15 protein-coding genes are annotated in these 18,577 nt (G+C 72.1%); 6 read left to right on the forward strand and 9 right to left on the reverse strand.

Features of this window, described 5'->3' with window-relative positions; translation table 11 throughout:
* Nucleotides 1–28: 28 nt before the first annotated feature.
* Complete coding sequence (locus PV734_RS22730) at nt 29–904, reverse strand: alpha/beta hydrolase (RefSeq protein WP_319291361.1); 876 nt, start codon at nt 902–904, stop codon at nt 29–31.
* A 236-nt stretch (nt 905–1,140) separates the two neighbouring features.
* Between PV734_RS22730 and PV734_RS22735 the strand changes: the two genes are divergently transcribed.
* Complete coding sequence (locus tag PV734_RS22735; protein WP_319093232.1) at nt 1,141–2,238, forward strand: magnesium and cobalt transport protein CorA; 1,098 nt, start codon at nt 1,141–1,143, stop codon at nt 2,236–2,238.
* Nucleotides 2,239–2,311: 73 nt separating this feature from the next.
* The gene (locus PV734_RS22740; protein ID WP_319093233.1) at nt 2,312–2,788 is read left to right on the forward strand and encodes a hypothetical protein; all 477 of its coding nucleotides are present in this window, start codon (nt 2,312–2,314) and stop codon (nt 2,786–2,788) included.
* Here the strand turns inward: PV734_RS22740 and PV734_RS22745 are convergent.
* From PV734_RS22745 to PV734_RS22765, 5 genes are all read right to left on the reverse strand, one after another.
* On the reverse strand, nt 2,785–3,303 hold the full coding sequence (locus PV734_RS22745; RefSeq protein WP_319093234.1) for a DUF6174 domain-containing protein: 519 nt from the start codon (nt 3,301–3,303) through the stop codon (nt 2,785–2,787). The two genes, PV734_RS22740 and PV734_RS22745, sit on opposite strands and share 4 nt — an antisense overlap.
* 87 nt (nt 3,304–3,390) lie before the next feature.
* The gene (locus tag PV734_RS22750; protein WP_319093235.1) at nt 3,391–4,134 is read right to left on the reverse strand and encodes a type 1 glutamine amidotransferase; all 744 of its coding nucleotides are present in this window, start codon (nt 4,132–4,134) and stop codon (nt 3,391–3,393) included.
* 87 nt (nt 4,135–4,221) lie between these two features.
* Entirely contained in the window at nt 4,222–4,791 is a 570-nt protein-coding gene (locus tag PV734_RS22755; protein ID WP_415924248.1) for a MarR family winged helix-turn-helix transcriptional regulator, read from the reverse strand.
* A 61-nt stretch (nt 4,792–4,852) separates the two neighbouring features.
* Entirely contained in the window at nt 4,853–5,800 is a 948-nt protein-coding gene (locus PV734_RS22760; protein WP_319291287.1) for an LLM class flavin-dependent oxidoreductase, read from the reverse strand.
* A 192-nt stretch (nt 5,801–5,992) separates the two neighbouring features.
* Nucleotides 5,993–7,048 carry a LacI family DNA-binding transcriptional regulator gene (locus PV734_RS22765; protein WP_319291289.1) on the reverse strand — a complete coding sequence of 352 codons (1,056 nt, stop codon included), beginning with the start codon at nt 7,046–7,048 and terminating at the stop codon, nt 5,993–5,995.
* Nucleotides 7,049–7,395: 347 nt separating this feature from the next.
* Between PV734_RS22765 and PV734_RS22770 the strand changes: the two genes are divergently transcribed.
* The 4 genes from PV734_RS22770 (at nt 7,396) to PV734_RS22785 (ending at nt 13,240) form a co-directional block, all read left to right on the forward strand.
* The gene (locus tag PV734_RS22770; protein ID WP_319291292.1) at nt 7,396–8,607 is read left to right on the forward strand and encodes a cation:proton antiporter; all 1,212 of its coding nucleotides are present in this window, start codon (nt 7,396–7,398) and stop codon (nt 8,605–8,607) included.
* A gap of 158 nt (nt 8,608–8,765) precedes the next feature.
* Nucleotides 8,766–9,701 (forward strand): hypothetical protein, encoded by a 936-nt coding sequence (locus PV734_RS22775; RefSeq protein WP_319291294.1) that lies wholly within the window; start codon nt 8,766–8,768, stop codon nt 9,699–9,701.
* A complete protein-coding gene (locus PV734_RS22780; RefSeq protein ID WP_319291297.1) occupies nt 9,698–10,795 on the forward strand; it encodes a hypothetical protein in 1,098 nt (365 codons plus the stop codon). Before PV734_RS22775 ends, PV734_RS22780 begins: the two co-directional genes overlap by 4 nt.
* A gap of 120 nt (nt 10,796–10,915) precedes the next feature.
* Nucleotides 10,916–13,240, forward strand: a complete 2,325-nt coding sequence (locus PV734_RS22785; protein ID WP_319291300.1) for a hypothetical protein — start codon at nt 10,916–10,918, stop codon at nt 13,238–13,240.
* 72 nt (nt 13,241–13,312) lie between these two features.
* Here the strand turns inward: PV734_RS22785 and PV734_RS22790 are convergent, their stop codons facing one another.
* The 3 genes from PV734_RS22790 to fxsA form a co-directional block, all read right to left on the reverse strand.
* The gene (locus tag PV734_RS22790) at nt 13,313–14,326 is read right to left on the reverse strand and encodes a hypothetical protein (RefSeq protein WP_319291302.1); all 1,014 of its coding nucleotides are present in this window, start codon (nt 14,324–14,326) and stop codon (nt 13,313–13,315) included.
* A 32-nt stretch (nt 14,327–14,358) separates the two neighbouring features.
* On the reverse strand, nt 14,359–18,078 hold the full coding sequence (gene fxsT / locus PV734_RS22795) for an FxSxx-COOH system tetratricopeptide repeat protein (protein WP_319093245.1): 3,720 nt from the start codon (nt 18,076–18,078) through the stop codon (nt 14,359–14,361).
* A 144-nt stretch (nt 18,079–18,222) separates the two neighbouring features.
* Nucleotides 18,223–18,447 carry an FxSxx-COOH cyclophane-containing RiPP peptide gene (gene fxsA / locus PV734_RS22800; RefSeq protein WP_319093246.1) on the reverse strand — a complete coding sequence of 75 codons (225 nt, stop codon included), beginning with the start codon at nt 18,445–18,447 and terminating at the stop codon, nt 18,223–18,225.
* Nucleotides 18,448–18,577 lie beyond the last annotated feature (130 nt).

Here is an 18,577-nt window from a genome sequence, read left to right on the forward strand (position 1 = left end):
CCCTGAACGGCGGCCGCTTGAGATGGTGTCAGGTGATTCTGTCGCCGAGCAGCCAGCCGATCGCCCGGGGCAGTGCGCGCACCGCCGCGAAATGGGCCGCCGCGGGGTCGACGACCGTCCTGGCCCGTGGGATGCGGGCGGCGAGCCAGGACCCGTGGGCGGGCGGCGAGAAGACGTCCTGCCCGCCGTGCCAGAGCAGGACGGGCACCCGGATGTCCGCGGGATCGAACCCCCAGGGGACGGTCAACGCGAGGCAGTCATCGATCCAGCCGTACGGTGAAGTGCGCACCGCCTCACGGAAGTTGCGCAGCATCATCGAGCGCATCCCGGTGTCCGTGACGATCGAGCGGTCGTCGTCGGTGAGATCGCCGCGCAGTTCCTCAAGCAGCTTTCCCGGGTCGCTGCGGATGGCCGCCGAGCGCGGGATCAGGCGGGCCGCGAAGCGCTCCGGGTCGGTGGACGCGGCGCGGAACTCCTTGACGTTGGAAGGGGCCATGCCCGCGAACCAGTCCAGTCCCTCCGCGTCCCTCGGGGCAAGCCCGACCAGCGCGGCGGCCCGGGTCACCCGGTCCGGCAGAAGGGCGGCGCAGGCGAGGGCGTGGGGGGCGCCGCCGGATCGCCCGGCCACCGCGAACCGGTCCAGGCCGAGCGCGTCGGCGACGGCGGCGACGTCACCCACGACGTCCGCGACCCGACGGCCCGGGCTGCGGTCGGAGCCGCCGTATCCGGGGCGGTCGTAGCTGATGAGGCGGGCGCCGCGCTGGTAGAGGAACATCGAACGGGGCCGGGGGCCCACCCGGCTGCCGGGCATGCCGTGCAGGAGGAACACAGGGTGGCCACGCGGGTCTCCCGAGACCTCGACGCGCAATTGCCGCCCGTCCGGGGTCAGCACATGGTCAGACACCACCGCCGCGTCTCCTCCCCCCTGTGCTGCCCGATCCCTGCCCGGATGGACGGGAACCGAAACGAGTAGTTTTTCCCATCTGCTTGCCCGTCTCGGCCCGTTTGCCGGGTCTGAGGGCGGAGCCCACGGGTACGGAACGGGTGAGGGGCGGCGGGGGCGAGGTTCCCACACCTCCCCTGACCTCCCCCTCACCTCCACCTGGCACACTGTCCGCACCCGGAGAAGGAGCGAACCGCATGTCGATGGTCGGCAGCCTGCGCAAAGTGGCCCGCCTGGCTCGGCGTGGGCGGCGGCGGGTGGATCTCAGTCACCCCGCCCGGTCACCGCTCGGCTCGACCGTCGTCAACTGCGTGATCTACCGCGAGGGTGTACGCCAGCCCACCGCGTCCACCGTCGAGGAGTCCGTCGCCCGCGTCCGCAAGCACAACCGCGGCTTCGTCTGGCTCGGACTCCACGAACCCTCCGAGACGGAGTTCGCCCGGGTCGCCGAACTGTTCGGGCTGCACCCGCTCGCCGTCGAGGACGCCGTCCAGGCCCACCAGCGTCCCAAGGTGGAGCGGTACGGCGATGTCCTGTTCGCCGTGTTCAAGACGGTCTGCTACGTCGAGCACGAGGAGCTCACCGCGACCAGCGAGGTCGTCACCACCGGCGAGATCATGGTCTTCGCGGGCCCCGACTTCGTCGTCACCGTCCGGCACGGCCGGCACGGCTCCCTCGGTCCGCTGCGTGAGGAGCTGGAGTCCGACCCGCAGCAGCTCGGCAGGGGGCCTGCCGCGGTGCTGCACGCCATCGCCGACCATGTCGTCGACGACTACCTGAACGTCACGGACGCCGTCCAGGACGACCTCGACCAGGTCGAGTCGGACGTGTTCTCCCCGCAGAGCCCGCGCACCGCCGACGCCGGCCGTATCTACCAGCTCAAGCGGGAGCTTCTTGAGCTCAAGCGCGCGGTGGTGCCCCTCGGCCGGCCCCTGCAGCAGCTGGCCACCGAGCCGATGCCGCACATCGAGCCGGCGATACAGGCCTACTTCCGGGACGTGTCAGACCATCTGATCCGCGCCACCGAGCAGATCCACGCCTTCGACGCCCTGCTCGACTCGATCCTCCAGGCCCACCTCGCGCAGGTCACCGTCGGCCAGAACGAGGACATGCGGAAGATCACCGCGTGGGCCGCGATCGTCGCCGTACCGACCATGGTCTGCGGGATCTACGGGATGAACTTCCAGCACATGCCCGAGCTGCACTGGCGCTACGGCTACCCGCTCGTCCTCACCGTCATCGCCACCGCCTGCTTCTTCGTGCACCGCGGTTTCAAACGCAACGGCTGGCTGTGAACACCGCCCACCGCCCGCCCGTACCTTCTGTCGAGTCGTACGTCCGCCGTACCACCCGACCTGGAGAAGCGCAGTGTTCCAGCAGCACCCCCGGCGATCGCCCGGCAGGGCCGTCGCGCTCGCCGCGCTCCTGACGGCCGTCGCCCTCCCCCTGACGACCGCCTGCACGTCGGACTCCGGCTCGGACTCCGGGAAGAAGGCGTCGCCGTCCGCGTCGGAGTCCCTGCCGCCCGCCCCCGTGGCGGCCGTGGTCGCGCCGGCCAAGGTCGAGGTGATCGCCAAGCTGACGGGCTGCGAGGTGACGATCCGCACCGACGCGAAGGAACTGCGCGAGGGCGTCTGCCACACGGCCGACGGCGACTACCTGATCACGACGTTCCCCGAGGAGAAGTACAAGCTCATCTGGCTCGACAGCGCGGCCATCTACGGCGGCAAGTACCTGGTCGGCACCAAGTGGGTCATCAGCGCGCCCCCGAAGCTCCAGGAGTCACTGCGCCAGAAGGTCGGCGGCACCTTCGAGGACCTGAACGACCACGACGCCCAGAACTAGGCCTTCGACCCCACGGGCACCGGCTGCGGCCGGTAGTCGCTGATGACATACGTCTGCTCGTCGTCGACCGCGTTCTCCTCCGGGTCCAGGGTGATCCGGACGGGGTGCCCGTCGGGCGCGTACTCCGCCTCCGCCGTGTCCGCGCCCTCGTCGTGGGCGCGGGACAGCTGGTCCAGCAGCCCGCCGATGGTGGGGACCTCCTCCGGCGCCCGCCGCACCGCGCCGCGCCCGCTCTCGTCGAGCCCGACCACCTTGGCGACCTTCCCGTCCCGCACCGTCACCCGGAACGTGCCGACGAGGCTGCGCTCCCCCTCGCTCGACGTCAGCGTGTAGACGTACGAGGCGGGCTCGTTCCAGGACTCCGCGAACGACGAGAACGAGGAGGAGGGGGTGGGCGGGGCCGTCGACGAGCCCTGCCCCGGCGTCGAGGCCCCGGAGTCCTTTCCACAGCCGACGACCGCGCACATCAGCCCCCCGACCAGCACGACGGACGACAGCAATCGGACCGAAGCCATGGTGATCCCCCTGAACAAACGAACGAGTACCGACTACCGCTACGACGCGTATTCGCCGGTAAACGTTCATCGGAGCACCGAAGGTTCTCAGGCCGCGCGTTCCCGCCCAGCCGCTGCCGGGTCCGTCGCCACCCCGGCGATCCCCGCGAGAAAGGCGTCCACGAGGTCGTACGCCCGCTGCCGTGACTCCTCGCTCCGGGCCCGGGTCTCGGCGAGCAGTCGCTCCGGGTCCTCGCCGTGGGCCCTGGCCTCGGCCCGGCCGCCGGCGTCCAGCCACTGGAGCAGGGTCTCCTCGTCGAGCTCGGGATGGAACTGCACCCCGAGCGCCCGTCCGGCCCGGAACGCCTGCGGACCGACCGCGCTGCGCGCCAGCTCCACCGCGCCGGGCGGGACCGTGAACCGGTCGAAGTGCCACTGGAACCAGGGACCCGCCGGGATCAGCCCGGGCACGTCCGACTCGACGGCCGTCCAGCCGATCTCGTGCCGGGGCGCCGCCTCGACGCTCCCCCCGAGGGCGGTGGCGAGCGCCTGCGCCCCGAAGCAGATGCCGAGCACGGGCAGTTCGGCGGCGTACGCGGTGCGCAGCAGTTCCAGTTCGCCGTCGATCCAGGGCGCGACCGAGGCCCTGTCGTAGACCGACCAGGGCGCGCCGAGCAGTACGACCAGGTCGTAGCCGGCCGGGTCGGGGAAGTCGAACCCCACGCCGGGGCTGTCGTACCGCTGGGCCGGTACGACGAGCAACTCGTCGATCTCGTAGCCGAGTTGGGTGATCCGGTCGCCGACGGGACCGGACAGCGAGAGATGGTCGTGATGTATGACGAGGGCGCGCACGGGGTTCTCCACTTCTCAACGACAGGGCGAGTTCTCAGCGGCAGGAGGCGGGCGGGCGGGGTCGGGGTCGGAGCCGGTCGTCAGGGGTCAGCTCTTGGGGCGTCGTCCGCTGCGGCGCGGGGCGGGTTCGGCGCCGTCCAGCAGCTCCAGTCTGCGGTCCTCGCCGTGGGTCTGGACCTGGACGACGATCTTGCGGAGCGCGTCCGCGGTGGCCCGGCACTCCTCGGCGCTCAGCGGCGCGGCGACGAACGCCTCCTCGTCGTTGAAGTCCGGGAAGAGCGTCCGCATCAGCGCCTCGCCCTCCTGGGTGAGCCCGAGCAGCACCCGCCGCCCGTCGGACGGGTGCTCGATACGCCGGACCAGCCCACGCGCCTCCAGGGTCCGGGCCACACCGGTGAGCGTCCCCTTGGAGATCCCGGCCTCCTCGGCCACGAGCCGGGTCTCGGTCTCCCCGGAGATCCAGACCACCCACAGCACGACGAACCCGGTCCACGTCAGATCCGCTCCCCGCAGTACGGAGTTCTCGACGTGCTGGCGCACGGCGGAGGCGGCCCGGTGGATGTTCGCGACGACGGCCATCTGCTCGTGCCGGATCGGAATGTCGCCGAGCTTGGCCTTGACCAGTTGCTCGGTCTCGACGATCGGTCGCTGCGTCACCGGCACATCCCCTCCCACGACACCATGTCGTTCGGCACCAAATTGTACGAACCCGGCGGCCTCACACGGCGGACACTCCCCTCTCGACCCGCCTCATCACCTCGCGGCAGAACTCTCCGACCCCGTCCGGATCATCGGTGAACTGGGAGGGTTTCACGCAGAACGTCGTGAACCCCAGCTCCATCTGCTCGGGAACCGAGGCGAGCGCCGCGCCGAGATCGGCGCAGGACCGGTCGTCGGGGAACACCACCCGCACCCCGCCGATCATCTCCAGTTCGGAGACGTCACGCCCCGCCTCCTTCATCGCGTCCCCGAGAATCCCCATCTCCTCGGCCGTGGGCCGCCCCAGCGGATTGAAGGCGTGCCCGTACCGAACCAGCCGTCGCACCATCGCCGCGTGCATCCCCGCACCGCCGAAACAGAGCCGGGGACCGTCCGCCCGATACGCCTTGGGCTCGAAGTACACGTTCTCGAAGGGGTAGTTCCCGCCCTCGTGGGACACCGGCGACGGCCCCCACAACTTCGCCCAGATCTCCAGGTGTTCGTCCAGCAGCCGTCCCCGCCGGTTGAAGGGCACCCCGAGCGCGTCGTACTCGTCCCGGCTCCAGCTGACGTTGGGCAGCACCATCAGCCGGCCCTCGGAGAGCAGGTCGAGCGTGCCCAACTCCCTTGCCAGCAGCAGGGGATGACGCAAGGGGGCGATCACCGCCGACGCGGCCAGCCGGACCCGCTCGGTCACCGAGGCGATCGCGCCGAGCAGGATCAGGGAGTTGGGCCAGGGCAGGTACGGGTCCTGGTTGCCCGGCAGCGCCCAGTCGCGCGGGTTGCCCATGACGCCGTTCACGCCGGCGTCGGGGCCGAGCACGATGTGCTCGCTGAGCATCACCGAGTCGAATCCGGCGTCCTCGGCCTCCCGGGCCCAGCGCACGAGCAGCGGCAGGTCGACGCGCCCGCCGGTCATGGTCCAGTTCTCACTGAGGACCAGTTGCATACGAGGAGTCGCGGTCATGGTCGTACGCACTCCGTTCTCCGTGCCGACTTCGACGCCGGTACCGCTACCGACGCCGACGCCGACGCCGACTGCGACGCCGACGCGAAGAGCAGCGGCTCAGCGAGGGCCGACTTTTCATTTGAGGCCAAACAATAAAGGGGTCGGCCTTCCACGGCAAGGGGCCGACGGTGTTCGGCGGCGGTCAGGCGGTCAGGCCAGGGATCCGTGGGTCGCGTCCGGGTTCGGGCAGCCGCAGGACGATCGGACGACCAGGCGGGACGGGAAACGGCGGGTGCGGTCCGTCTCGCCGGGCGTCGCCGTGTCCAGGTCCGGATCGAGCGCCATGTCCACCGCCTTACGGGCCATCGCCTCGCGGTCGGAGGCGACCGTCGTCAGCGGCGGGTCGGTCATCGCGGCCTCCCTGACGTCGTCGAAGCCCGCCACGGCCAGGTCGCCCGGTACGTCGACGCCCAGCTCGCGGGCCGCCCGCAGCAGGCCGATGGCCTGGTCGTCCGTCGCGCAGAACACGGCGGTCGGCCGGTCGGGGGCGGCGAGCACGCGCAGCGCGGCCCGGTAGGTGTCGTACCGGTTGTAGGGGGCGTGGAAGAGGAGCCCGTCGGTGGGGCGGCCGGCGTCCGCCATCGCCTTGCGCCAGCCCTCGACATGGTCGGCGACGGGATCGCCGGCCTCGGAAGCCGACTCGGGACCGCCCAGGCAGGCCACGGCGGTGTGGCCGTGCTGGAGGAGATGCCGGGTGGCCTTCCCGGCACCCTCGACATCGTCCGTGACCACGGCGAACTTACGTACGGACGCGGACCGTTCGTGCATCAGCACGACCCTGGTGTCCATGGCGTCGAGCTCCGCGGCGATCCGGTCACCGAGCCCCAGACTCACCAGGATGAGCGCCGACACCCGCATCCCCAAAAAGGAGTGAAGGTAACGGAGTTCGCGCTCCTCCTGGTAATCGGAGTTGCCGACGAGCACCATTTTTCCCCGGTCGGCGGCGGCGCGTTCCAACGCATGGGTGATTTCCCCGAAGAATGGCTGACGGGCGTCCGGAACGATCAGCCCCAACAGGTCCGTACGGCGACTGGCCATGGCCTGGGCCACCCGGTCGGGCCGGTAACCGAGTTCCCTGACGGCTTCGAGAACGCGTCGGCGTTTCTCCGCGGAGACGGGCCGGGGGCCATTGTTGACGACGTAACTGACGACCGCGCTGGAAGTTCCCGCGAGCCTGGCGACGTCGTCGCGTGTCACCTTTGTCACCGGGGGAGTCTACGGGCGTCAAATACCCTGCTGGAAAGGAACGTTGGCTTTCGGCCAGGGCACCCGAACGGGTTCACGGGTGCCTTCCGCCGGGCATCGTGAGGACAGGACGGACGGAACAGGGCGGGACGGCGACGACGCCGGCCCGTCGGGTCGCGTACCGGCCAGGGGGCGTCGACGAGTCGGGCGGAAGGCTGGTGAGCGGTTTTTCCCTCGGCACCAGCACCCCTTTCTCACGGCAGGCCCTAGCATTCACCTGCCCCACAGGCGGTCACACCCGTACCGCCAGGGGAACGTCTCTGTCGCGTCGGACAGCGCGCGGGGCGGAGCGGAGGGGGGACAAGGCCATGGGGACATCCTTGCGCGCCCGCTTACGAAGGCTGCCCGAGGTGGTCCCCGGGATCGTGCTCGGCGCGGCGGCCCTGCTGGCCGTGGGCGTGCTGGCCGGTCTGGTGGTGGACGTCTCGGCGCTGGTGGGCTCCGACGGCTATGTGCTCGGGGCGGCGCTGCTCCTCGCGATCGGTCTGTACGGGAGCACGTACTCGATCGATCTGAGGGCGCTGCGGGCCGATCTGCCCGGTGTGGTGGCCGCGGTCACCCTGGGTGTGGTCCTGAAGGCCGGGCTGATCGCCGGCACGATGGTGCTGGTGTTCGGGCGGCCCGAGTACCTGGTGCTCGGCATCGCCGTCGCCCAGATCGACCCGCTGTCGGTGGCCGCCCTGACCGGCAGGGGGCGGATGTCACCGCGCGCCCAGTCCCTGCTGACGGCGTGGGCCTCGTTCGACGACCCGATGACGGTCCTGCTGACGCTGTATCTGGCGGGGTACGCCTATACGGCGGCGGGGCACGCGGGCACCCCTGAGATCAGCCGGGGAGCGGGCGGCGACTACGCGACCGGGCTTCTCTTCAACGCCGTGCTCCTGGCCGCCGTGGTGCTGTTGTGGTGGGCCGGGCGGCGGGCGGCGGCACGGTTGCCGGACGTCGTGGCGGTCCGGCGGACGAAGGCGGGCGGCGCGGTGCTGCTCGTCGGGGCGATGCTGGTGCTCGCGGCGCTGAACCAGCTGATGCTCGCGGTGGCGCTGGCCGGTCTCGTGCTGCGTGCCACGGTGCTGGACAAGGCGGTCGGCCGGGCGGTGGGCGGCGCGTTCCTCGCCGCGTTCCTGACGCTCGGGCTGCTGCTCGCGCACGGGGTGCGGCTGTGGCCGGGGTTCGTGCTCGGGGTGGCGGCGTTCGCCGCGCAGGCGGTGGTGGCACTGGTCGTACTGCCGTTGTTCGTCAGGGGGTTGGAGCGCGGCGACCGGATCGCGCTCGGCCTCGGCCAGCAGAACGGCATCACGGCCGTGCTGATCGCCCTGACCCTGGAGCGGGACTTCCCGGGCACCGTCGCGACCGTCGGGCCGGCCGTCATCACCGTCAACCTGCTGTACGGCACCTCGCAGGCGCTGCTGGCTCGTCCGCCTCGCCGTCGGCGGGCGCGGGCCCACCGGGAACCCTCCTCCGGCTCCGAGCGTCACTCTCCGTACGACCAGCGGGCGGAGGACGAACGCTCGGTCGTGTGACCGGAGTCGGGGCGCCGCGGAGTGCGGAGTTCCGGCGGCCCGGAAATGTGGGACAGGCGGCGACCGCGGGGAATGCAAGACGTACGAGACGCAGCAGGCGTGTGAAGTGCCGGCACCGGACGGGGGAGACGCTGATGAGGCAGGCGAGGAGATCAGGGGTGCGAGGGGTGTCCCGCGACGGCACCCGGCCGCCGGTCCGGAGCACCACGGGCACCCGGAGCACTCGCGCCGCCGCTCCCCCGGGCCGCCGGCCTCGCACACGGCACGCGTCCCGAGCGGCGACCGGGGCGGTTCTCCTGCTGCTGGCCACCGGCAGCGCGCCGGCCTTCGCATCGGCCGCCGGAGGCGCCGACTCCCCTGAGCGGGATGCCCAGTTGGTGTACTGCCTCGACCCCGTCCACCGCGCCGACCTGCTCACGGCGGCCGTCAGGCTGGGGCTGTTGAAGGCCGACGTCGGGGTTTCGCCGGAGCGGTGGGCCAAGGTCCACGAGGAGGACTTCGGGCGGGCCTGCACCGCGCTCATGGCCGCCGAGTCGGACTCCCCCGCGTCGGCCTCGCGGGAAGGCGGGGGCGGCGGCGAGGACGGCTGGTTCGTGGCCCTGCTGAAGCAGCTGCCGCTGCTCCTGGCGGGTGCGCTGCTCACCCTGGGCGGCCAGTCCTACGAACGCGGCCAGTCCGAACGGCGTGCGCTGCGGCAGGAGTTGGGGGCGGCGGAGAGCGCCTACCGGGCGGCCGTACGGGAGTACCTCGCCGACTACCGGCAGGACGAGCGGGCGGACCACACGGCGGTGCGTGCCACCCGGGACGCGCTGGCTCTCGTGCTGTCCCGGGTGCCCGAGCCCCCGGCCCGGCGTGCGGCGGCCGAGCGGCTCGCCGACGGGCTGCCGCTGGCCGAGCCGTTGCCACGGACCGCCGGCCGGTACCTGCCCGACTCGCAGACCCGTACTCGTACGGCCGACCGGGAACAGCAGTCCGTGAACGGCTGGCTGCGCTCCCTGGCCGAGCTCAACCGTGCTTCCCTGTACTGGAGTTGGCGCACGGCCCGAAACCGGCCGGCGCCCGCCGGGACAGCGGGGACGGGGGACGCGGAATGACCGTGCAGCAGGACGAGTACGACGAGAACCCGTTCGGCGTCTTCCTGCCGGAGATCAGGGACCTGCTGCCCGCGGGGCATGCCCGGCCGAAGGACGACCATCCGCTGGTGCCGTGGAAGGACGGCAGTCACGTCCACCAGTGGGTGGACGTCGACCACGCCCGGGAGCAGCTCGACCTGTTCGAGGAATGTCTCCGGGCCCAGCTGACCGGACTGCTGCTGCCGGACGTGGGCGGACACCTGGTCGTGGTGACCGGCCCCGTGGGCATGGGCAAGACCACCCTCATCCACCGGTGTGTGCACCGGGCGCACGAGTACTTCCTGGAGCTCGCACGGAAGTTCAGGGAGCAGCAGCGGCCCCATCTCGCGCCGCGTCCCATCGTGGCGATGGCCGGGGGATACGTGAACGGCGGTGAGGACGTCAGCTGGGACGGCAGCGGTCACTTCGCCAGCACCACGAAGATCAACGCGGCCATACGCAACAAGCTCGTCGAGACCCTGGAGGCGGAGTTTCCCGGGATACCGCTCGACCCGTCGATCACCGGGGACGACATCCGCACGGCGTTCAGGGGCATCAGCAGACTGCTCGTCCAGCAGAACAGTCTGCTGTTCGCCATCGTCCCGCACATCGACTGGCGGGACGCCGGTGGCGAGGTACGGACGAACTTCCTCAAGACCTGGCTGAGCCACGCACAGAGCCGGATCGTACTGTTCGTCGAGATGAGTCACCGGGACCGGAACACAGCGCGCGAGGTGATCGCGGGGCTGCCCCGGGAAACGGCGGTCACCCTTCTCTCGCTCGGTTCACTCGCCACGGAGGACACCGTGAAGTTCACCGAGGCCGCCCGCGGCGGCCATCCCGACCGCGAGGACGCGCCGCCGCCCGCGATTCCGGGGCAGGTCCAGGGCCCGAAGCCGGACTCCGACCCGTGGCGCGACGCCGACGTACGGTATCTGCGCCGGCAGTGTTTCCGGATCGCCGAGCGGCAGCGACTCGCGGACGGCCGGGTGCGGGTGACCGCCACTCAGCTCACTCCGCCCGGCCTCGACCTCGCGGGCCTGACCCGCGACGACTTCAGACCCGACTCGCCGTAGGACTCCCGACGCGCGCGTTCCACCCGTACACAGGAACCCGTACGCAGGAACCGAACAGCTGTCCCCGCTTCCCCGCTAGCCGCTCCCAAGGCCGACACCGGACACACGAGGAGTGCCGACGTGACGCCGACCAGTGGACACACCTGGCACCGAAACCCCTTCCCGCTGATCCCTGTCGTGCGCCTGGGGCCCTCGTCCGACCTGGGGGAGGCGCGGGTCCGGGCCGCCAACTCGGGCAACGCCCACATCGACACCCCGCTGATCGCGGACATCGACGCGCTCGTCGACGACTACTTCGCGCCGCCCGCCGCCGGTGGCCGGCGAGGCCGGGCGATCGCCCTGGTGGGTGATTTCGGCCTCGGCAAGAGTCACGCCCTGCGCCGGACCTACCAGACGATGCAGACGCGGCACCCCGAGGCGGCGACCTGGATCGTGGACGAACCGGCGCAGGACATGGGGCGGCTCTACCGCGACCGGCTGCGCGGACCCGGCGACACCGAGCAGGGCAAACGGTCCTTCGAGGAGCTGGTACGGGACTACTACGCGTATGTGACGGCCGGCTGGGTGGGCACCGATGACGACGACCCGCGTCGCGGCACCCTGGAGGACATCGCGGCCGGGCTGCTGCGCCGTGAGCTCGACCCGGACAAGGTCGTCTCCGCGCTGCGCTACGACCCGGAGGTGATCCACGCCGATCTGCGCGGCAGGCTGGGCGACGTCACCGAGCACCGCAGGTTCTCCACCGCGCTCGCCCTGCTCCTCGAACCGCCGTTCAACCGGATGGTGTGGAACTGGCTGAACGGCGCGGAGCCCGCCGAACCACTGCGTGAGCGGGGCATCATCGAGGCGATCGGCCCCGCGGGCGAGCACCCGGACCTCGCGGCCGGCATCGACCGGGTCTTCGACGCGCTCGCAGTGCAGGGCTTTCTGCACGGCCGGGTCTCACGGCCGTACGTCCTGCTTCTCGACTCGCTGGAGAAGGTGCTGGACTGGCCGGACGCCAACCGGCGGGCGTTCATGGACGCCTTCGAACGCCTCATCAACATCTATACGAGCCTCGGCGGTCTGCTGGTGTTCTGCACCTCGCCCGACGGGCTGCGGGCGCTGCGCCAGAGCGTGCACGAGCGGGTGGTGCAGCTGTGGCCGACGGGGCTCGACGAGAACCGTACGAGGGAACTGGTGGCCGGGTATCTGGCCACGGGCGACGAGGCGACCGGCGTGGCCACCGGCGAGGAACCGCCGCCCACCGGGCCCTTCGACGACGAAGCCCTGCGCCTGCTCCACGAGTTGACGGAGGGCGTGCCCCGCGAGGTGCTCAAGACCTCCCGGCTCGCCTGGCAGCTCAGCGAGGAGTCCGCGGCGGCGGATGACGCGAGCGGGGAGCCCGTGGTGCGCCGGGTGCCCGGTGCGACGATGCTCAGGGCGGTCAGGGAGCTGCACGAGCGGGTGTCCTACCAGCGGGTCATGGGCGATGTGCACGACGCCCTGGACCTGGGCCAGTGGCGGATCGCCTCGCGTGATCCCGTGCCGGCGAGGCTCACTCGCTCGGCGGGCGGCCGGGAGGAGGTCCTGTACTGGCTGTCGCCGGCGCCGAACGCCTACATCGCGGTGGTCTACGCCCGCTCCCTGCTCCTCGCCGACGACGTCGAACGGATCGTCACCCAGGTGAACGGGTTGCGCGGCGCGGTGCGGCCGGGGCGGTTCGAGGCGCTGTTGGTGGTCAACGGGCTGGTGTCGCACGCGATGCAGGACCGGCTCGGCCGGTCGATCGGCTCCCGCCCGCTGGTGTACCGCCAGGGCGGGTTCCCGAAGAAGGTGAACGAGGCGCTGCTGCAGCTGGAGCGGCGGCTCGTGGAGGAGGGCCGGGAGGAGGATCTCGCCGAACTGGGCGAGCGGATGCGCCGGAACCTGGCGCAGCAGACGGCCCATCTGGACGAGATGCGTCGCAACCTGGCCGCGATGACGCTGGAGGTGCGTCCGGGCGCGTCAGGGGTGCCGCGAGAGGTGGCAGAGGCCGTTCGTCCGGTCCCCGGGGCGGAGCCGGCCGAGGAGCTGCCGGGCCCGGTGTGGCGCCGGTTCCGGGACGCGCTGGCGATGCTGGAGTCGGTGACCCGGCGGGTGGCCGGCCGGACCATGAACCGGCGGACGGCGGCGAGCGCGGCGGAGCTGAGCGTGCTGGGCTGCGCGACACTCGTGCGGGCGCTGACGGAGGACTTCCGGGGCGCTGTCGCGACCTGGGCCCGGGCGACGACGCCGGGTACGCCGACCGAGGTCCAGCTGAGCGAACTGCGCCGGATCTGCCGGGAGTACGAGAGCGCGGTCGAGGTGCTGCCGGTGCATCTGCTGGGCAACGCCGAGCACCAGCATCCGCTGACCCCGGCCCGCACGGTGGAGGTGCTGGCGGAGGAGGTGTGGGGGACGCTGAGCGCTCCGGCTGTGTCTTAGGTCCTGTCGTCAAATTCCCGTCGTCGCCGGGCAGACGGGAATTTGACGACAGGGCCTAGCCCCTACGGGTGTTCAGCGGGGCGGCGGTACGGTCACGCCGCCCGTGGTCCGGGCGAGGCCCGCGAGCCGCCGTTCCGCGTTGCCCACCTGGCGCTGGTCGAGGGTGACGCCGAGGAGAAAGGCGCGGGGGGAGGTCCAGTGGACGTACACCGCCCCCTCCTGGACGTCGAGGACGAGCCGTTCGACGGAGGCGCCGCCGCCCGGGGGCGGGGCGATCAGGTCGAGCGCGTCCTTGAGGCGGATCAGATGGCCGCGCAGGCTGCGTGAGAGGTCGCGGTAGGCGGTCCGCCGGGTGCGCACGCTGACGTCCATGAAGCGCGGGCCGAGTTCCTGGCTGTCGAAGACGTCACCGACACAGACCAGGGTCCAGTCCCGGTAGTAGCCCGCGTACTGGAGGTCCGTGGTGTTCACATGGCCGCGCCACAGGTCGCGCAGGCGCTGTTCGTACACGGTGTCGGGGGCGGCGGCCGTTCCGAAGTCGACATGGGGGCCGGCCGGTGCCTCCCCGCTCTGGAGATGGGCCTTGGCCTGCGCGTCGCCGCCGAGCAACTCGTCGGGCAGCCCGTGCACTTCGGTGCGGATACGGGTCACGAGGCCGTTCATCGCCTCGTCCATGTCGGGCACGCCGTCGGGTACGTCCGTCACCGCCGCCAGGAACTCGTCGGGGCGGGCCCGGCCGCCCCACAGACCGGCACGCGCGCCCGCGAGAACCGTGCGCATCAGCTCGCCGGTCTTCAGCGGGCGCAGGACCGCGCCGAGGTCCTGGACGCAGAGCAGCAGCCTGGAGCCGGGCAGCGACTCGTTGTGCGCGTCGTCACCGATCTCCGTGACCAGACTGGAGAGGGGGGCACGGTCCGCCCTCAGCACGGCGAAGTCGAGGATGCCGTTGCTGTAGTGGGCCAGGGAGCGGATCGCGGGCGTCCGCGCGACGGTCTCCTCGCACAGCGCGGTTATCAGTCCGTGGCGCTTGGAAGTCCAGTGGGACTCCTTCAGCGTGGTGCTCCGGATCGGTACGGGGGCTGCCACGGGTGCTCACCTCTCGCTGGGTGGTGGGTGGGTCATACGTCGGGGAGTTCCAGGTCGATGTCGTAGCCCGAGGGTGGGACGGGGCGGGTGGGGTCTACGCCGGTGAGGCGTTCCAGGTGGGCGGCGACCCGGCGGCCGCCGACCCGGTGGGCGATGCCCAGGTCGCCGAGGCGGGCCAGGGCGGTGCGGGCGAGTTCGACGGCCTCCTCGGCCTGGCCCGCCGAAGCGAGCGTGGCGGCAAGGGAGTTCTCCGCGACGGCGACCCAGGGATGGGCCCGGCCCAGCTTGTGGGTGAGGAGGTTGAGCGTGCCCCGGCCGACCTCCTCGGCCAGCCGCAGCTCGCCGGTGGCCCGCAGATAGACCCCGTGGCGCACCTGGGCCACGCCCGTGTAGGGGTGCCCCGGCCCGAACCAGCGGGCGAGGCTGTCCACGCACTGGCGGGCTTGCTGTTCGGCCTCCTCCACCTTGTCGAGGGCGTGCAGGTCGGCGGCGTAGCTGAACCGGCAGCGCACGGTGTCGAAGCGGTCGGGGCCGAACCGGTCGACGTACAGGCCGAGGGCCCGCAGGTCGCGTTCGTGGGCGAGTTCGTAGCTGTAGAGGGGGTCCTTGAAGGCGGGGAAGCCGTCGGCGAGCCGGCGTTCGCTGACCGCGAGGCCGACCTCGGTACGGAGCCGGACGAGGTCCCAGCTGTCGCCGTGCCGGCGCAGTTTCTGGCGCAGCAGGTCACGGGCCTCGCCGTCGCGTCCGGCGGCGCGGTACAGGTAGGCGAGCAGCTCGGAGGCGTTCCAGGCGACGGGGTCGTCCGTGCCGCCGACGGCCTGGCGGTAGCGGAAGCGGTCCTGGATCGCCGTCAGGGCGGGCGCGACCCGGCCGGTCAGCGCCTCGGTGAGGGCGAGGTTGTGCTCGGCCTGGATGGTGGCCGGGTGCTGCGGGCCGAGCAGCAGGGTGAGGCCCGCGAGGACGGGCCGCAGTTGCAGCAGGGCGTCGTCGAAGCGGCCCAGCGCGCGCAGCGTGGCGGCGTAGGAGTCCGCGGAGAGCAGGGTGCGCGGGTGGGTGATGCCGAGGAGCCGGCGGTGGCCGCGCAGGGCGTCCTGGGCGATCTGCCGGGAGAGGTCGTAGTCGCCGCGCAGCCGGTGGGCGCGGGCGACGAAGTTGAGCAGCCGCAGGTACTCGGGGGACTGCTCGTCACCGTGGTTGCCGTCGTCGCCGTTGCCGTCGGTGCCGTCGCCGCTGTCGCTGTCGTCGACGCGCCACTGCTCACGGGCCTGCCCGGCGATGTCGAGGAGGCGGTCGAGGTCGGCGGCCTCGGCACGCTGGCTGAGCGCGCCCAGGTGACGCAGCAGCGAGCGGCGCACGCGTGGCCGGGGGTCCTCCCACAGGCGCAGCGAGAACACCTCACGGGCCCAGTCGGGGGGCAGGTCCGATCCCTGCGAGGCGTGTTCGGACAGAACGCTGCGCAGCACGGACTCGATGTGCGCGCGTTCGGCGGGGTCCATGTCGGCCCGGATCAGGTCGCGCAGCCCGTGGTGCTGGACGAGCGGCTGCCGGGTGCGGTCGAAGTCGACGTCAAGCAGGCCCACTTGGGCCAGGGCCCACAGGGCGACGCTCACCATGTGCTCGTCGGGCAGCAGCACCTCGGTGCCCGCGGGTGCGGGCGTCGACGACTCGTCGTCACGGGCGAGTTCGGACAGGATGCGGCGCGAGCGCAGCAGCTCCAGGCCCATGCCCCGGCCGGTGAGCAGGGAGGCGGCGCCCAGCAGCCAGCCCACGGCGTCGCGTTCGGGGCTCTCGGCGCCCCAGGCGAGCGCGCCGGGCGTGGTGCGTACGACACGCCGGGCGACCCGCACCATCACGGCCACCGGGGACACCGCGTCGGTGGTGCGCAGCAGTTCGGTCTTGCAGGCGCGGTACTCGGCGAGGAGGTCACCGACGGCGGCGCGGACCGCGGCGTCCTGGTTCATGTGGTCGTCGCGGCGGTGCGCGGCGGTCCGCTGGGCGAGGCAGTGGGCGGCGAGGTGCAGGGCCTGCGGGACCGAGTCGACGACGCTGCCGATCTGCCGGGCCTGCCGCTCGCTGATCTCCGGCACCTTCTCGGCGAGCAGCGCGCGGCACTCCTCGGCGTCCATCGGGGCGATGCCGAGGGGCCGCAGATGCGGCGGCCGTACGTCCTCGGCGGGGTCGCTGCCGGCCGGGGCGGTCCGGGCGGTGATGAGGACGTGCCCGCGCTCGTGCGGTACGGGCAGCAGGCCGTGCAGCTCGGCGGGGTCGGTGACACCGTCGTAGACGATGAGCCAGCTGTCCGCCTCGGCATCGGTGCGCGAGAGCCGGGACAGCAGCCGGGAGATGCCGTCGCCGTCGGTGCCGACCCGGTCCTCGGGCGCGCCCAGGCGCCCGGCGAGCCGGCCGAGGCCGCGCTCGACGCGGGTGCGTTCCCAGGCGCGCACCCACCACACCACGTCGTACGAGGCGCCGACCCGGTGGCACAGTTCGTGCGCGGTGTCGCTCTTGCCCCAGCCGCTGGGGCCGTGCAGCACCAGACACGCGCCGTCGCGGGCGGCGCCGCGCAGTTCCTCGTGCAGCGTGCCGAGCAGCGCGGCGCGGTCCACGAAGGCGTTGTCGCGTGTCCCCACGTTGGTGGTCTCGGGCAGGCGCGGGAACCCGGCGCCGCCGACGCTGCCGCCGGGTTCGGGCGCGCCGAGGCCGAGGCCGGTGTACAGCAGGCGCAGCGCCTGGTCCTCGGTGGTGTCGCGCAGGTCGATCCGCTCGTGGTGGGCGGCCTCGGTGTGCGGGAACGGCTCGTCGACGAGGAGGACGCGGACGTCGGTGTGGGAGAGGGCGCCGATCTGTTCGAGGAGCGTGTCGTCGGCGTCGTCGGGCGACAGGAAGAGCAACGCGGCGCCGGGGTCGGGGCGTTCACCTGCGTAGGTGTCGGCGCGGCGCAGCTCCGTGCGCACCCCCTTGAGGGCGAGCCGGTCGCGCAGCCACGCGGCCCACAGGGCGTGCCGGGCCGAGTGGACGACGGTGACGTCGGTGAGACGGGTGGCGCGGCGGGCGCGCAGCCAGTCGGCGAGCTGCTCGTAGTAGGGGCGCAGTCCGCTGATCGTGCCGACGTCCTCCGCCTCGACGGCGAGGCTGAGGCTGTCCTGGTAGAGGGGGTTGTACGGGATCTCGAGGAAATCGAGGAAGGGCGCGTCGGTCCCGCCGAGCGCGGCGGCGACCGGGGCGAACTTCCGGCGCACCCGCTCGCGGGAGTCGCGCAGCCGGTCGTGGACGCCGATGTCGCTCTTGAGGCCGAGGGCGAGCAGCCGCACGGGCCGGCCGCCCCGGCGGACGACCAGGTCCTCGGCGAGCGCGGCGGCCCCGTCGATGGACCATGCTGTCATCGCGAAACAGACGACGAGTGTGTCGGCGTCCGCGGCGAAGCGCACCGGTTCCGTCTCCTCGGAGGCGTCCGGTACGGGGGCCTCGACGAGGAGATGGTCGTACGCGGCGGCGACGGGGTCCTCGGCGAGCGCGGCCAGGGCGGGGCCGCCGGGGGCGGTCGCGGTGTGCACGCGGCCGGGTTCGGGGCGGGGCAGGGGCGCGCTCGCGCCGGGTTCGCCGGAGCGGCCGTCGACGAGGAGGACGCTGCGGTTGGTGTCGGCGAGGATGTCGGCGACGTTGCGCAGTGTCGTACTGAGGCCGAGGTTCTCGGAGGTGGTGAGGAAGACCGCGAACGGCCCTGGCCGGTCAGGGGTGTTGGCGTCTGGCATGGCTTCTCCGCTCGGCACGTCTCCGCTCGGCGCGGCGGTGAACAAGGGGAATATGAGGGACAAAAAGGGCGGCCGAGGGGCGCCAGTATAAGACGCCGCATACCTCGCGCACGGCGTCCGGAACGTTCCCGTGTGCCCCGTGTCTCATACGCTCTCGCTGTGCCCGGTGACGAAGGGATTGCCCTCGGCGCAGCTGTCGTACACCTGGCGCAGCAGCGCGCCGAGCACCGAGCCGGGCAGGGCCCCGATGTCCTCGGGCGACAGGGCCACGAGGTCGAGAACGACCGACTCGACCTCGGGGTCCGGACCTTCGCCCGGTCCCGCTCCTGTACACGCCCCCACGGGGGCGGTGCCGTCGGCGACTGCCATGCGGGTCACTCCATGGGGTGTCGGAGGAACACGGAGAGGCTGTCCAGCGTAGCGCCGCCAACTGCCCTGACGGCAGAAGCCGGAGACGGTGAGCGTCGCTCAACTTCCCCGCAGTCGACCTTCGTTGGCT

This window comes from Streptomyces sp. AK08-02 (assembly GCF_033795085.1).
GTDB classification, from domain to species: domain Bacteria; phylum Actinomycetota; class Actinomycetes; order Streptomycetales; family Streptomycetaceae; genus Streptomyces; species Streptomyces echiniscabiei.

Bases quoted from the DNA above. Each gene is read 5' to 3' on its own strand.
- PV734_RS22735 (WP_319093232.1), top strand. From the start codon at position 1,141: ATGTCGATGGTCGGCAGCCTGCGCAAAGTGGCCCGCCTGGCTCGGCGT.
- PV734_RS22745 (WP_319093234.1), bottom strand. From the start codon at position 3,303: ATGGCTTCGGTCCGATTGCTGTCGTCCGTCGTGCTGGTCGGGGGGCTG.
- PV734_RS22760 (WP_319291287.1), bottom strand. From the start codon at position 5,800: ATGACCGCGACTCCTCGTATGCAACTGGTCCTCAGTGAGAACTGGACC.
- PV734_RS22770 (WP_319291292.1), top strand. From the start codon at position 7,396: ATGGGGACATCCTTGCGCGCCCGCTTACGAAGGCTGCCCGAGGTGGTC.
- PV734_RS22780 (WP_319291297.1), top strand. From the start codon at position 9,698: ATGACCGTGCAGCAGGACGAGTACGACGAGAACCCGTTCGGCGTCTTC.
- fxsT (WP_319093245.1), bottom strand. From the start codon at position 18,078: ATGCCAGACGCCAACACCCCTGACCGGCCAGGGCCGTTCGCGGTCTTC.
- fxsA (WP_319093246.1), bottom strand. From the start codon at position 18,447: ATGGCAGTCGCCGACGGCACCGCCCCCGTGGGGGCGTGTACAGGAGCG.